Origin of the sequence: Paenibacillus sp. FSL R10-2199, assembly GCF_038000235.1 — a bacterium.
Taxonomy (GTDB): domain Bacteria; phylum Bacillota; class Bacilli; order Paenibacillales; family Paenibacillaceae; genus Paenibacillus_AQ; species Paenibacillus_AQ phytohabitans.
Map to the genome: position 1 here is coordinate 901,512 of NZ_JBBOBO010000002.1, position 14,269 is coordinate 915,780.

A 14,269-nucleotide genomic window follows, 5' to 3' on the forward strand; every position below is an offset into this window, starting at 1 on the left:
TATATAAGTCTAAATCTCCATATCCTTACCCGTGTAATCCACGAACATGAAGTGCCCCTCCGGCGCGGTGCGCTGCTCAATCAGGCTGATAATGCCTTCGGCACTGATACGCGGGCTCGTTGGCGCTTTCGCTCCGCCCATATCGGTGGGCATCCAGCCGGGGTGCACGCTTAGTACATGTACACCACGCTCTTTCAGGGTAACATGCAGCTTCTGCGAGAACATATTAAGTGCTGTCTTGGAGATGGTGTACGGGTAGTTGCCCGGGTAAGCATTCGTAATGCTGCCCGCCTCGGACGAGATGTTGATGATCGACGCATCCGGCTCTGTAAGCAGCGGCAGGAAGTGCTTGACCACCCGCATCGGTCCATACAGGTTAATATCGAGCGCAAGCTGCATCTCGGCAATATCCAGCTCTTCAAGCGGAGTATCCGAGGCATTCAGCACGGCAGCATTATTAACAATGGAGCCCAGCGTCCGCCCCTCTTCCTTGAGGCTGGCAGCAAGCGCCGCGATCCCCTCTTCGTCCGTAACATCGAGCGCAGCCACCGTCAGCTTGTCTCCATAATCTGCGGCAAGCCCGGACAATGCCTCTTGTCCCCGGCTCAGATCACGCACACCGGCAATGACTGAATGTCCGCGTTCCAGCGCTATTGCAACAAGATCAATCCCCAGTCCGCGTCCGGCTCCTGTAATCAGTATATTCATAAGATCATCCCTCCTCTATGACACTCTTACTTATTTATCGTTCTCCAGCAGCTCCAGGATCACCTTCAACTCTTTGAACGTATCCATATAAGCATAACGTCCTCCGGTGTACTCCCCCTTCTGTTGAAGCGGGAAGCCCTTGCCTTCGAGCAGCATAATCTTCTCCTTCATTCCCTCCACTGCAAAAGCAATGTGGTGAAGCCCTTCCCCGTGCTCATTCAGATAGTCGCGCCAAGTGCTCGGCTGATGATCCGGTTCAATCAGTTCCAGCTGCAGGGAGCCCATATCGAAAAAAGCGAGCTTCGCCCGAGCCTCCGTCGCCCCGCCATTATAGTTAGTCTGAGCAATATCTGCCGTATCTGTAATGCCGATCTCCGGTTTCTCGATACCAAAGAAGTCCGCATATGCCGCGCTTACCTTCTCGATATCATTCACCAGAATTCCAATCTGCGTAATGAAGTGATTCCCAAGCAATCCTGACATCAGGCTATACCTCCTTCTATTCTGACCAGACTACCATACCCAAACCATGAAAGGGCTGTCAAGCCTGGCACAGAGAAGTTTCACGGTAAATGACTACAGACAAGAATCACCGACTTAACCCTCCGGATGTGCCGGAGACCCCGTGACTGCCGACAAAAGTAATGAGCCAATCTGAATTCCTGCATAGAATACAACATTCTGCCCGTCAATACGGCCGTAAGCGGGAATTGTTGTACGAAATGCAGCAATTCTCGCTATCCAAGCTGATTAATGAAACAATTCTTGTATTTCGTACAACAATCTGCTCAAATACTCCGACATCTGCGGACTAGAGTTGCAAAATATACAACAATTCTCCAGTCGTCAACTTGAGAGGGCCTCATTATCAGCAAATTATATAAGGCACACGACTTCTCCCATTACCTATGGATTGGCACTTGGCTGGCTGGTTATAGCCTTAAATGCGATGCACCGGGCCTCTCTTCTGTTGTCTTAATCTTCCGCTCCCGGCTTCATCCGGTACTTGCGGTAGTTCCGCAGCTGGGTCAGGAAATCGACGAATTTCATATCGAATTCCTCTTTGAACAAATGGCTGGCATATTTGCCCGAGATCTGGAACCGGTCGCTTAGATGCTTAAGCGAAAGATCGGGATTATCGAAATTCTCTTCTATATATACCTTCATATACCTTCACATACCTTCATCTCGCTGATCATCGCCCGGTAGCTCTTCGATTCTAAATATAACCTGGAGCCGGAACAGACTCAGTGTGCAATATAAGCGTCGACTTTATATCCCGAGCCGCTGCTGGTTAATTTGGCATTATAATAACCCATGTTTCCATCCGGCTTGCATTTATAATCCCCGGAGCAGCCGCAGACGAAGAATTTCGTCCGTGGGTATCCCGGATTAATATTGCTAAGCTTCCGGTAGAATTTATGTCCATGATGTGTGAAGATAGCCAGGACCCTGTCTCTGGCTTTTACCGGAATCGCCGAGAAGAACCTGGATGTCTCCGCAGCGCTGAGCACATGACTGGATTCAACCGTAATTCCCTGCACTCTTAGCGGCCAGTGGAAATCAATAATATAGAAATAGCGGTCATCCAGATTGCGCAGCAGAGTGATACTTGCCGGAGTGAATTGTCCCAGAGCACAATCAAGCCATACATATTTCACCTTCCCCTGTGTGCCCGGGAAATTCATCTGTCCGGTAACCGCCCCCAAGTATTGCGTAAATAGGGACCGGGTGCTTGCCTCCCAATTTCCTATAGAGGCCTTATACGGGATGCTTCCAAGTGTGCTTGTTACTGAATCTTTGAAGTCTTTGTAATACGCGTTCGCATTGTTCCCGTGATCCGCTCCTGCCTGTGCATTATCTCCGCCAAAGATGAAAAAGCGCTTATTGCCGCTACTCACTGCTTTGGGCAAAAGACTTTTAAAAATACTCAAGCTGTTTCCGTATCCTACATGGCTGTCGCCAAACACCGCAAATTCGACGGTCTGAGCCTTTATTCTGCGTTTCACTCCGGGCACAGCCTGGCGCTTTGCAGGAAGCACCCTTTTCCGTTTTGGACCTGTCTGCCTCTTCACTTGGAACCACCTCATATCAATAGATTCGCGATGCACAGTGATATCTACTATATATATGCGGAATGAATTGGCGGTTCTTGGACCGATGGACCTTCCTTAGCTCGAACGCAGCGAAGTGATCTGTTTGGCCAGATACTGCGGCGAATAGGGCATATCCTCCCGGAGCCAGGCGATAATCGTACCAATGAGGGCTGCAGAGCCGTACCATACGGCAATGTCCTTCTGAACCGTTACTTCAGAAGCGTTGCGGGTAGCCAATCTTCTCTCCACCCGGGTGGAAATGATATCCGCCATCAGCCTGAACAGACGATCGGTGAATATCGTACTCTTCCGCGACGTTAGCACAATTTTATAGAATTTGGCGTTTTCCGCAATATGCGTCAGCAGGCGCTCCAGCATCGGCCATTGTTCTCCTTCTGCCGCTTCCGGATTCTCCATATAACCGCTTACCACTTGAAGCACGTCCTCGGCCATATCATCCGCCATCTTCTCCATCATATCGGGGATATCCCGGTAATGCAGATAGAAGGTCACCCGGTTAATTTTGGCCCGTTCCGCGATACGGTTGACCGTAATTTTCTCAATGCTCATTTCTTCCATCAGATCAATTACAGCATCTCTCAGCAATTGGCGTGTACGCAGGACACGAGGGTCCGTGTGCGGGGGAGCTTTCGTCATTTTAACCACTCCATTCTTCAACGTTCAAATCGCAGACTACACTTTTCAATAAAATGTCGTTTATCACCTATATAAACTACGTTAATGTCATAATCGTAAACTAATATACAGTTTTTCAGAAATCGTTGCTTGATTACATGAAAATTTCATCTATAATCTACTTTATACATTGTAAACTATACAACACACTGTAAATTTAGTCCATGATTCGGCGATTTGAAAGGATGGAGAATAGTGAGTAACAAGACAGACATTAAAGACAGTTCCATCAAAAAGGGACCTATTCTTTTCGTAATGATTCTCGGTGCCTTTCTGGCCACACTGAATCAGACGATAATGAGCGTTGCCACACCGGAGTTAATGCATGACTTCAACATCACGGCTGCAACGGCCCAGTGGCTGACCACCGGGTATATGCTGGTTAACGGTGTACTGATTCCAATCACAGCTTATCTGATGCAGCGTTTCACTACACGTGAGCTGTTCCAGGCATCTATGTTTATCTTCTTCGCAGGAACGGTCGTTTCCGCTATGGCGACAAGCTTCCCGATTCTGCTTACCGGACGTATGATTCAGGCAGCCGGTGCCGGTATTATTATGCCGCTGCTGACCAATGTCATCTTAACCCTGTTCCCGCGTGAGAAAAGAGGCGCCGCCATGGGTATGGTCGGGCTCGCCATTATCTTCGCCCCGGCGATCGGCCCAACTCTGGCCGGATATATTATGGAACACTACTCTTGGGAGACTATGTTCTACGGCATGCTTCCACTCACAGTCATCGTTATCGTATGCGGATTTATTTATCTGAGAAATGTAGCAGAGCGTTCTTATCCAAAGGTCGACTTAACCAGCGTGGCCTTGTCCACCATCGGATTCGGAACCTTGCTGTACGGCTTCAGCCGGGCGGCCAGCGCAGGCTGGTCGAGCGCAGAGGTGCTGTTGTCGCTTGCTGCAGGTGTGATTTCCCTCGGCTTGTTCGTATGGAGACAGCTGGCTTCGGATAGCCCGCTGCTGGATCTGCGGGCCTTCAAATATAATATGTTCTCCCTGACCACTGTTATCAGTGTCATGGTTACGATAGTGATGTATGCAGACATGATGCTGCTGCCGCTCTACCTGCAGAACGCACGCGGCTTCACGGCGATGGAATCCGGCCTGCTGCTGCTTCCCGGCGCAGTCATCATGGGCTTGCTCATGCCGGTTACCGGCAAGCTGTTTGACCGCTTCGGAGCGAAGTGGCTGGCCATTATCGGCCTGCTGATCACGATCCTCGCTACCCTGAGCTTCGTGAATCTGACAGACTCGACAAGCTATGCCTATCTGATGCTCATGTCCACCGGACGCCGGATCGGAATGGCGCTGCTGCTCATGCCGATTCAGACCCTGGGCCTGAACCAGCTGCCATCCAAGCTTAATTCGCATGGTACAGCCATCTCGAATACTGTAAGACAAGTGGCTGGCGCTGTGGGTACTTCCCTGCTGGTTACCGTAATGACCAGCCGTACCACTACCCACATGAAGGATATGATGGTCAGTGGCGTGCAAGACACCAAAGAACACATGATTACAGCAGCTACCATCCAGGGGATCAATGATGCGTATCTGGTCATCGTGGGTATCGGCATCATCGGCCTGCTGCTCTCCTTCTTCATCAAGAAGGTAGGCCAGGCCTCGGAGAAAGAACCCGAAATGAAGCTGAAGACGGTTGTTGCCAAGGAAGTCTAGGTTATGCAAAAGGGGCTATCCCAAAAGCCATGAAATGGCTGCTTGGGATAGCCCCTTTTTTGTTGACGTCACAGTAGGTACTGCCTGCCTCCTCGCATAAACCAAACGCTTGTAGTACAATAATATCTTGGCTATACAATATAGAAGAAGAGTAAGAGGTGCCCGGATGGCTATTAGCTTCACGAAATCTATGCTTAACCGCTTAAATCAGGAAATTACAGAGATGGAATCGGGTATAGCAGAGCTACAGAAGAAGACCCACAAGACCCGGCTCAAAATTACCCAGATCGAAAAAGACTGCAAATTAAGCACTTCCCCCAGCGCACTTAGCAGCAAAATGAGCCGGATCACCAAATTACAGGCAGAACTCAAAAAAATCTCCCAGCAGCATTTAGAGCTGTCCAAGGAGATTAACAAAAAGAAGTCCACGCGCGCCCAGCTGCCGCCTGCGGAATAGCCCGTTTCCTGGCTGATCGGTTTAACCAGAGCCCGGCAGTTACCCCTTCTGGTCTTGCCGGACACGCAGCCAGGCTAGCAAATAGATCACGCATAAGAAACCCCAAAAGTAATTAGCGAATATACTCTGCCCTAATGCTGCGGAGAGTAGGATATGATACAGACAAGTAAATACAAAAAATGACGCTAATACCACGGTCATGGTTCTGGCGGATACCTGCTTCGGAATGGCGCTTCTTGAAATGAGGTAGGCAGCGGCAACAGCGATGGCTAAAGACAACACTATCCTCAGATTCTGATTCTTGAACATATCCTGCATTGTAATCACAGCCGCCAGTCCAACAAAACACGCAATGATTTGGATGATATTTCTCGTTTTCATTCGATCCCTCCTGTGCACTTGAATAACTCTCATTTATGTTATTTTATCCCATACAATTCTTGCTTGTCTGTGATTAATGCAATTAACGCACAAAGAACCAAAGGAACGGATTCCCTTGGTTCTTCATCATTTCATTCAGATGGCTCAGGACTAAGGCTGGTTATTCACTGCGCAGTGCAGCAACCGGGTCCTTCTTTGCTGCCATCTTGGCCGGAATCGCACCGCCGAGCATGGTCAGCAGGACGCTGATCACGCCTAGAATGAGCGCATGCAGCGGGTTAAGCTGAGCCACATTCTTCAGCTCGGTCAGGTTATACAGAATCGCGTTAACCGGAATGGTCAGCAGGTAGGTAATGCCGATCCCCAGAATCCCCGAGCAAGCCCCGATAATGAAGGTCTCGGCATTGAAGACCCGTGTAATGTCCTTCTTGCGGGCACCCAGCGCACGCAGTACGCCGATCTCCTTCGTCCGCTCCATAACGGAAATGTAAGTGATAATCGCAATCATAATCAGTGAGACCACGAGGGAAATCGCTGCAAAGGCAATCAGCACCATCGTGATTCCGTCCATAATCCCGCCGGAAATGTTGGTGACAATAGCCGCCAGATCGGTATACTGCACCTGATCCTCCGTTGCCTTCCCTTCATTCCATTTGTCCAGATAGGCTGTAACGGATTCTTTGGCACTGAAATCAATCGGGTACAGCGAGACTGCGCTTGGAATTTCAGTTGCCCCCAGAGCGGCAAGTGCATCGTCTTTAGTCAAGGAAGCCATACTGCCTGCTGCTGCCATACCAGCGTTCATGAGGGGGGAACCGCCCATTGCGCCACTCGAACCCATGCCGGCTACCCCTTCTGACAAGGCCTGCCCTGTCAACACATTGATATCTGCGGCTTCCTGTGCAAGCACAATCTCAGATTTCTGTGCATCGGCAATGAACGTTGCGGCCAGCTCATCGGAATAGACAATGCCGGGAGACAGCGTAGAAATGCTGGAACCTTCCTGCCCGCGCAGAACACCAACAATGTTCAGCGTCACGGCATCTGGACTGTTGTAGAGAGCGGTCAGATCAGCAGCTGTTCCATTGACAACAAACTGCTCGCCATTTTTCTTATAATAATCATTGTTCATTACCAGCTTCAATTGAGTTCCGACAAGATCGCTCAGATTGATGCTCTTAGCTTTATAATCCAGACCCAGAGCATCCACTGCTGCATCGGTCAGACGGTTGTATTCATCCACGATGAGCACAAGATCGGTCTTCTCTGTAGGGAATGATCCTTCCAGCAGATCGTAGTACTGCTCCAGATAGCTTCCCGAGGCACTGCCCTGTTTGCTTGGATATGGGGCTACAGTGATATTGCTTTTATCCAGCGTGGTTGCCTTGTCCCCATCCATAACCAGCCAGTTCATATTCACGGTACGGGTATAAGAGACGCCGTCAATCAGCTTAGGATCGATTCCATCCAGATACTCGATATACTCCTTGGTCAATACATTCGTATGCATGGCTGAGTTTACGGTCGGGTCATACGGATAGAGCTTTTTATCTGCCGGATATGAGGTAAGTTCCGTTGACTCTTGACCCGGAGGGCCTGCGTTCTGCAAATTAATCGCCGTCTGGTTAATAGAGATCGGGAAGTTGGACAAGGCCCCGGTTTCATACGAGCTGATCTGTTTATCGAAGCCGTTGGACAAGGACAGGATCAGCGCGATGCCAATAATTCCGATACTTGAGGCAAAAGCGGTCAACCCCGTACGCCATTTCTTGGTGGCGATATTTTTACCGGATAATTTCAGTGCTGTGAAAAAGCTCATGCTCGTTTGTTTCAGCTTATAAGCACTTGAGGTCTTCTGCGTGGCCAGCGGATTGCTGTCCGAGATCGCATGACCGTCCGAGAAGCGGATGACGCGGTCTGCATAGCTCTCTGCCAGCTCCGGATTATGGGTAACCATGATCACCAGCTTATCCTCCGCAATGGTCTTGATCAGCTCCATGATCTGCTCACTGGTCTCTGAATCCAAGGCGCCTGTAGGCTCATCCGCCAGGATAATGTCCGGATTGTTCGCCAGCGCACGGGCAATCGCTACACGCTGCATCTGTCCGCCTGACAGCTGATTCGGCTTTTTGTGCACATGATCCTTCAATCCAACCTTCTCCAGTACTTCAAGCGCCTTGCGGTGCTTCTCGGCTGAAGCTATCCCGCTGAGCGTCATCCCCATCTCCACGTTGTCTGTAATGCTCAGATGTGAGATCAGATTATAGCTTTGAAAAATAAAGCCGACACTATTATTACGGTACGCATCCCACTCGCTGTCTTTGAAGCGCTCTGTCGATTGGCCGTTGATGATCAGCTCTCCGCTGTCATACTGATCCAGCCCGCCGACGATATTCAGCAGCGTGGTCTTGCCCGAGCCGCTTTGGCCCAGAATCGCAACGAATTCACTTTCCCTGAAATTGAGATTCACTTTATCCAGTGCAACCTGTGTAAATTCGCCGGTCTTGTAGCTCTTGGTGATGTTTTTTAATTGCAGCATTGTCCGATCTCCCTTTCCATCCCTGTAATCATTAGTCTCTCTGAAATCTTCTAGTCTTACTGTACCCCAGTATAGCCGCCCAATATAAACTAAACCTAAACTCCCAGTTGAGACTGGCTTGATCTTGATGAGGTATACTAAAACAAGTACTTTGGCTTCGAGGGTTACTCCGGTACTTTGCGGGGAACCCATAACCATATAAACAAGCTATACGTTGAATAACATGGAACCGTTCCAGGAGGAGACCTTATGTTTAATATTCTTGTGGTTGAGGATGATGCCAAGTTACGCCAGCTTTTCTGTACCGTGCTCACCAGAAATGGATACCAGGCCTTGCCGGCCGTGAATGGCGAGGATGCGCTGGACGTGCTGGATAAGGAATATATTGATCTGATTATCTGCGATATTATGATGCCCCGGATGGATGGCTTCGAGCTGACGCGGACGCTTAGGGACAACAACCAGCAGCTTCCCATTCTTATGGTGACCGCACGGGAGAATTTTGCCGATAAGCAGCAGGGCTTCCTCGTCGGGATCGATGATTATATGGTCAAGCCGATCAATGTGAATGAGATGATCCTGCGTGTCGGGGCGCTGCTGCGCCGGGCCAAAATCATCAGCGAGCGCAAAATCGAATGGGGAGAAACCGTGCTGGATTATGATACGTTAACTGTAATTCAGGGGCCTGAGAGTATCCTGCTTCCGCAGAAGGAATTCTATCTCCTCTACAAAATGATCTCTTATCCCAATAAAATCTTCACCAAGCAGCAGCTGATGGATGAAATATGGGGGATGGATTCCGAATCCGATGAGCATACGGTGGTGGTTCATATTAACCGCCTGCGTGAGCGATTCAGGGATAGCGCTGATTTTGAAATCGTCACCGTCAGGGGGCTTGGCTATAAGGCGGTGAAACGGGGATGAGGAGCGGCAAAAACAGCGGCCTGTGGTGGTATTTTGTATCCATGGTATTTATCATCATTCTGTCGTTTGTCTTCATTATGGCTGTGCTGGCCTTCCTGTATTTCCGGGTAGAAAATAACACCTGGGAGCACGGGAACCCCTTTCCGCCTATTCTGACTATGGTGTTATTCAGTCTGGTCATCGGGACCACCATCAGCATTATGGTAGGCCGCAAAATATTGTCCCCGATTACGGACTTCAGCAAAGCGGCCAAGGAGATCGCAGGCGGCAACTTCGATATCTATTTGAATGAGTCGCACCGCGTCAATGAGATCAGTGAGGTGGCACATCACTTTAACCTCATGGTCCAGGAGCTGCGCAGCATCGAGACCCTGCGGAATGATTTCGTTGTCAATGTGTCTCATGAGTTCAAGACCCCTATTGCAGCTATCGAAGGCTACGCCATGCTTCTGCAGGAAGAGAACCTGAGCAAAGAGGAGCATGACGAATACACCGGGATGATCATCGAGAGCTCACGTCAGCTGTCCAATCTGTCCGGCAATATCCTCAAAATATCCAAGCTCGAAAACCAGGAAATGCTTACCGAGCTGGCTGAATACCCTCTGGATGAGCAGCTCCGCCAGGCGCTGTTGCTGCTGGAGTCCCTCTGGTCTGCCAAGCAGCTTAATCTTAATCTCGACCTGGAGGAGCAGCGCTATTATGGAAATGAAGAGCTGATGATGCAGGTATGGCTCAATGTGCTTGGCAATGCGATCAAATTCACGCCGGAAGGCGGTGAAATTTCGGTCTCCATTCAAGCGGACAGCTCCTGGATCTCCGTAATGATCTCCGACACCGGGATCGGCATGACTCCGAAGGTGCGTAAGCATATCTTCGAGAAATTCTACCAGGGCGACCCCGCCCGCGCGGCCGGAGGCAACGGCCTCGGGCTGCCGCTGACCGCGCGCATCATCAGCTTAAGCAAGGGAACCATTGAGGTGCGCAGCGAGCCGGGGCAAGGCTCGGCGTTTACGATCAAGCTGCCGGTTGCGGGAGAGTGAGCGGGAGCGGCAGACGAAGAGGAGGGGAGAGCGGGGGAAGAGGAGGGTAGCGGCGGAGCAGTTGCTCCTCAGTGTCACCTGACCGCCGCTCTCGGCGGAATCTGGGGCACTTCTGCCCCTCTTTTACGCTATACCGCCCACTTGGAGCGACATTAGTGGGATTTATCCCTCTAATTCCAGCATTTCGCCCAGTCGGGACGGCATTAGTGGGATTTATCCCTCTAATTCCAGCATTCCGCCCGTTTGGGGCAGCATTAGTGGGATTTATCCCTCTAATTCCAGCATTCCGCCCGTTTGGAGCGGCATTTAGTGGGATTTATCCCTCTAATTTCAGCATTCCGCCCGCTTGGAGCAGCATTAGTGGGATTTATCCCTCTAATTCCAGCATTCCGCCCGTTTGGGGCAGCATTAGTGGGATTTATCCCTCTAATTCCAGCATTCCGCCCGCTTGGAGCGGCATTAGTGGGATTTATCCCTCTAATTCCAGCATTCCGCCCGTTTGGAGCGGCATTAGTGGGATTTATCCCTCTAATTCCAGCATTCCGCCCGTTTGGGGCAGCATTAGTGGGATTTATCCCTCTAATTCCAGCATTCCGCCCGTTTGGAGCGGCATTAGTGGGATTATCCCTCTAATTTCAGCATTCCGCCCGTTTGGAGCGGCATTAGCGGGATTTATCCCTCTAATTTCAGCATTTCGCCCACTTGGAGCGGCATTAGTGGGATTTATCCCTCTAGCGTTAGTACTCTACCATAACTCTAGGTCCATAAAAGATGGAATAAGCTCATACCGGCACACTCTGTTACCCCCCTGCACCAACACAGGTTTAAACTTACCTTTTCCACATAGAGAATTCATATATTTCTTTACTGTACGTTGATCAATCGCAAGTTCGTTCACCACCTCCACTGGCCGGAGGAACCCGTTCTTACGGCTGGCGATCCGCAGAATATCCAACTCTATCCTCGTAAATTGTCGGCTTCCCTCATCCGTATTTTTCAACAAACATGGAGTAAGTAAGGATTTCAGCAGAGAAATTGTCAGCTCCGGCGATGATTCCAAATCATCATAAGGGATCGCGACCACACGGTACCCGGCAATTTGCAGATATGTTTCCCTATTAAGTTCCTGGCGGTATCTGGTCCGGTCTGTGTTCTGAACATGCGGCCCGTATCCTTTCACCTCAATAGCTACCTTAACCTGACCCGGCTTCCATACATAGTCAACAAAATAAGGTCTTCCCCGCCAATCCGCTACCTCATACTCCGGGTGAAGATCGTCCATATTACCAAAAATCGGCCACCACACCCGCTCCACAAACATTTGCTCACCATGCCGGTGTCCCCGTTCCAGCCGGTCCAGACGTTCCCCGGTTCTCCGTTTCTTGTGATACTCCAGCCATTGGTGATACTCTTCAGCGAACCCCATTCCTCTATTCCTCCTCTGCAAAATCCCCCGCCCCCCGCAAAGAGGAGCCTTGTCTTCTTTGATTGCCCGGTTGCTCGGCGTAGACTCCAGAACCTATAGTTTCTGGCGCAGTAATGCACACAAAAAATCCCGCACCCAAAAATCCATGGGTACGGGATGTGCTTCATCCGTTTTATAGATTATAGTTCTTGCTGCTTCCCGGCGTCAATGAACTCGTCGGCCTCCGGTAACAGCCGGAATCGCTGATCAGTTATCGTCAGGGTATATGGCCCGCTGGAGCGTAGATAATTTCATATGTGTTACTTTTAACGTCTCCTCATCGAAGCTAAACGCCATGACATATCCTCTATCGGAATTGACCTTATCGCCTGGAAGCAGGCGCGGGATCAACACCCCGTCCATATTCTCAAATGTGTAGCTTAGAATAACTCCATATGTGTTGCTTACTTCGGCATATGTACCATACGCCTTCAGCACATCCTCCAGCGTACTTACTCCGGGCCGGATATGCTGCAAGGTAGCGGTCAAAGCCGGTCCCCCAGCGTCTTCGTCTGCTTTTACCGACCATGAATCCATCTTGCCTGACGAATCATAATGGACGTATACATCCTTATACATCTCATTATTAAACACATCTTGTCCGGTGGAGGCTCCAAAATATTGTTCAACCAGAGACCTCGGGCTGCTCCATTCCATAATGAGCTTCCCGTCCGGATCACCTATCCCGAAATCCGCCTCAGTAACAGGTACCGCTGTGAAATCCTTTAATCCCGTACCCTTGTCCGGTAATGGGGGCAGCAACTCTGGGTCTGACAGCTCCTGCGGCCGGGGTTTCAATATATTTCCTTTCAGCTTCAACATCCTGATCCACTCCAACGCCTCTGCCCGGGTTAACGTTGTGTTCCCCTTGAATCCCTCCACAGTAGGCTCTTCCGGAAGCGGAAGCAGCTGATTTCCAAGCAGAAAAATAATGGAATCCCTTTCACTATAGTTTTTGCCCAGAGCAGAAGCTATAAACTGCGCTGCTGTCTGTCTGGTTATAGGCGCAGCTTGTGCCTGGGGGTCCTGAAGACCCGGGATGGGATGCTTCCAATTTTTCGCCATTCGATAAGGTCCAGCGGTCCACTCTTCCCCAAAGATCGTTGCCTTCGGATAGCCGAAGGAGAGATAGTACACCTTCAGAAATTCAGCTTCCGTAATCGGCTGGTCCGGCCGGAAAGTCAGGTCTGAATAACCGGTTATATACTGATTCCCCAGCGCCCAGCGTACCCACCGCTCCGACCAATGACCTTGAATATCCGGGAAAATAGGAGAGGTGACTCCCGTGTCATTGTCATCCGCTGTTTCCTCATAGCTCACTGAATCCGCTCTAACCGGATAATCCGGTGTGACGGCACCCGCAATCGTACCCGCAATCAGTCCGGCAACCACCAGTTTGATTGTTCTCAATCTGATCTATCCTTTCGTGAATATATTTTAATTTATCCTCTGCTTCCACATTATAGCAACCGCTGGGGATTAGGGATATGGTGCTTGAGGCAGTAATTTCTAAGGCTAAATCCTTGCTTACTCCGCAAAAAAAGAGATCAGCAGATAAAGCCTGCCAATCTCTTTGGGTAGAGCATTATCACCTTATGGCTGCTCCGGTATCGCAGAAATCTGTTCCAATGAGCGTCGAACTTGAGGGTCTCGCGTTGAACTAGATGGGGAGCTAATATTAATCCGGCGTAAAGGTCAGCGTTGTGATGAACCCTGCCGGAATGTAATTCACGCTGTCTCCCGCTATCCGCACCAGCACCGTTACCGCACCGTAGAAGACCGGCGGGTTGACTGGATCATAGGCAGTCCAATTCAAGCCCCCATCGCTGGAATACTCCATCTTCTCGTTCGCACCTGTAATGGTGTTCGCAACATCATCCGCAGTTACATTGGGCGGCCATGGCGGCTGAGCGAACAGAGTCACGGACAAGGCAGAGCTATTCCCTGCTGCCAGGGTGAAGTTATCAACTGCATAATCCGCTGCATAGGCCTTCGTAGTACTTACACCCAGACTGGCTGCACCCGCAATAAGGATTCCGATTAAAGAGAGACGGATGCATTTATCGACAGTTCTCCTCATCATTTCAACCTCCACATCTTATTAAATGAGAAATATAACACAGATCATATTATATCTTATTCTGGATAATTATTCCTTTAAAATTGTAAATTTAATATAAAATTTTGGATTAACCGCAGATTCACTCTTTAGTCTTAATCACTTTGCTAAGAAAGAGGCATCTTACCAGTGTCAAAAGTACAATAAAATAGGCCAAC

General features: G+C 49.8%; 13 protein-coding genes and 1 pseudogene. 4 read left to right on the forward strand and 10 right to left on the reverse strand.

The window, feature by feature from the left end; all coding sequences use genetic code 11:
• Nucleotides 1-9: 9 nt before the first annotated feature.
• From NYE33_RS31770 to NYE33_RS31790, 5 genes and pseudogenes are all read right to left on the reverse strand, one after another.
• Nucleotides 10-708, reverse strand: coding sequence for an SDR family oxidoreductase (locus NYE33_RS31770; protein WP_042134771.1), 699 nt, complete (start codon nt 706-708; stop codon nt 10-12).
• A 30-nt stretch (nt 709-738) separates the two neighbouring features.
• Nucleotides 739-1,194 (reverse strand): VOC family protein, encoded by a 456-nt coding sequence (locus NYE33_RS31775; protein ID WP_042140871.1) that lies wholly within the window; start codon nt 1,192-1,194, stop codon nt 739-741.
• A 522-nt stretch (nt 1,195-1,716) separates the two neighbouring features.
• Nucleotides 1,717-1,928 (reverse strand): annotated as a pseudogene (locus NYE33_RS31780) (hypothetical protein); the annotation flags it as partial.
• A gap of 27 nt (nt 1,929-1,955) precedes the next feature.
• Nucleotides 1,956-2,717 carry a metallophosphoesterase gene (locus NYE33_RS31785; protein WP_231575309.1) on the reverse strand — a complete coding sequence of 254 codons (762 nt, stop codon included), beginning with the start codon at nt 2,715-2,717 and terminating at the stop codon, nt 1,956-1,958.
• A gap of 162 nt (nt 2,718-2,879) precedes the next feature.
• The gene (locus NYE33_RS31790) at nt 2,880-3,461 is read right to left on the reverse strand and encodes a TetR/AcrR family transcriptional regulator (protein WP_076242526.1); all 582 of its coding nucleotides are present in this window, start codon (nt 3,459-3,461) and stop codon (nt 2,880-2,882) included.
• Nucleotides 3,462-3,695: 234 nt separating this feature from the next.
• Between NYE33_RS31790 and NYE33_RS31795 the strand changes: the two genes are divergently transcribed.
• Nucleotides 3,696-5,186, forward strand: coding sequence for a DHA2 family efflux MFS transporter permease subunit (locus tag NYE33_RS31795; protein WP_042134765.1), 1,491 nt, complete (start codon nt 3,696-3,698; stop codon nt 5,184-5,186).
• 166 nt (nt 5,187-5,352) lie between these two features.
• Nucleotides 5,353-5,643 (forward strand): hypothetical protein, encoded by a 291-nt coding sequence (locus tag NYE33_RS31800; RefSeq protein WP_042134763.1) that lies wholly within the window; start codon nt 5,353-5,355, stop codon nt 5,641-5,643.
• A 39-nt stretch (nt 5,644-5,682) separates the two neighbouring features.
• On the opposite strand, the gene NYE33_RS31805 is transcribed toward NYE33_RS31800, so the two are convergent.
• Both NYE33_RS31805 and NYE33_RS31810 read right to left on the reverse strand, forming a co-directional pair.
• Nucleotides 5,683-6,024, reverse strand: coding sequence for a hypothetical protein (locus NYE33_RS31805; protein ID WP_042134761.1), 342 nt, complete (start codon nt 6,022-6,024; stop codon nt 5,683-5,685).
• Between the two features lie 160 nt (nt 6,025-6,184).
• The gene (locus NYE33_RS31810; protein ID WP_076242525.1) at nt 6,185-8,563 is read right to left on the reverse strand and encodes an ABC transporter ATP-binding protein/permease; all 2,379 of its coding nucleotides are present in this window, start codon (nt 8,561-8,563) and stop codon (nt 6,185-6,187) included.
• A 249-nt stretch (nt 8,564-8,812) separates the two neighbouring features.
• Here NYE33_RS31810 and NYE33_RS31815 point away from each other — a divergent pair, with 249 nt between their 5' ends.
• Both NYE33_RS31815 and NYE33_RS31820 read left to right on the forward strand, forming a co-directional pair.
• On the forward strand, nt 8,813-9,487 hold the full coding sequence (locus NYE33_RS31815; protein WP_042134758.1) for a response regulator transcription factor: 675 nt from the start codon (nt 8,813-8,815) through the stop codon (nt 9,485-9,487).
• The gene (locus tag NYE33_RS31820) at nt 9,484-10,527 is read left to right on the forward strand and encodes a HAMP domain-containing sensor histidine kinase (protein ID WP_042134756.1); all 1,044 of its coding nucleotides are present in this window, start codon (nt 9,484-9,486) and stop codon (nt 10,525-10,527) included. The genes NYE33_RS31815 and NYE33_RS31820 overlap by 4 nt, the downstream gene beginning before the upstream one ends.
• A 745-nt stretch (nt 10,528-11,272) precedes the next feature.
• On the opposite strand, the gene NYE33_RS31825 is transcribed toward NYE33_RS31820, so the two are convergent.
• From NYE33_RS31825 to NYE33_RS31835, 3 genes are all read right to left on the reverse strand, one after another.
• Nucleotides 11,273-11,953 carry a hypothetical protein gene (locus tag NYE33_RS31825; protein ID WP_341069301.1) on the reverse strand — a complete coding sequence of 227 codons (681 nt, stop codon included), beginning with the start codon at nt 11,951-11,953 and terminating at the stop codon, nt 11,273-11,275.
• Between the two features lie 246 nt (nt 11,954-12,199).
• Nucleotides 12,200-13,402 carry an S-layer homology domain-containing protein gene (locus tag NYE33_RS31830; protein ID WP_341069303.1) on the reverse strand — a complete coding sequence of 401 codons (1,203 nt, stop codon included), beginning with the start codon at nt 13,400-13,402 and terminating at the stop codon, nt 12,200-12,202.
• A gap of 268 nt (nt 13,403-13,670) precedes the next feature.
• Entirely contained in the window at nt 13,671-14,075 is a 405-nt protein-coding gene (locus NYE33_RS31835; protein WP_341069306.1) for a DUF4073 domain-containing protein, read from the reverse strand.
• Between the last annotated feature and the right edge of the window lie 194 nt (nt 14,076-14,269).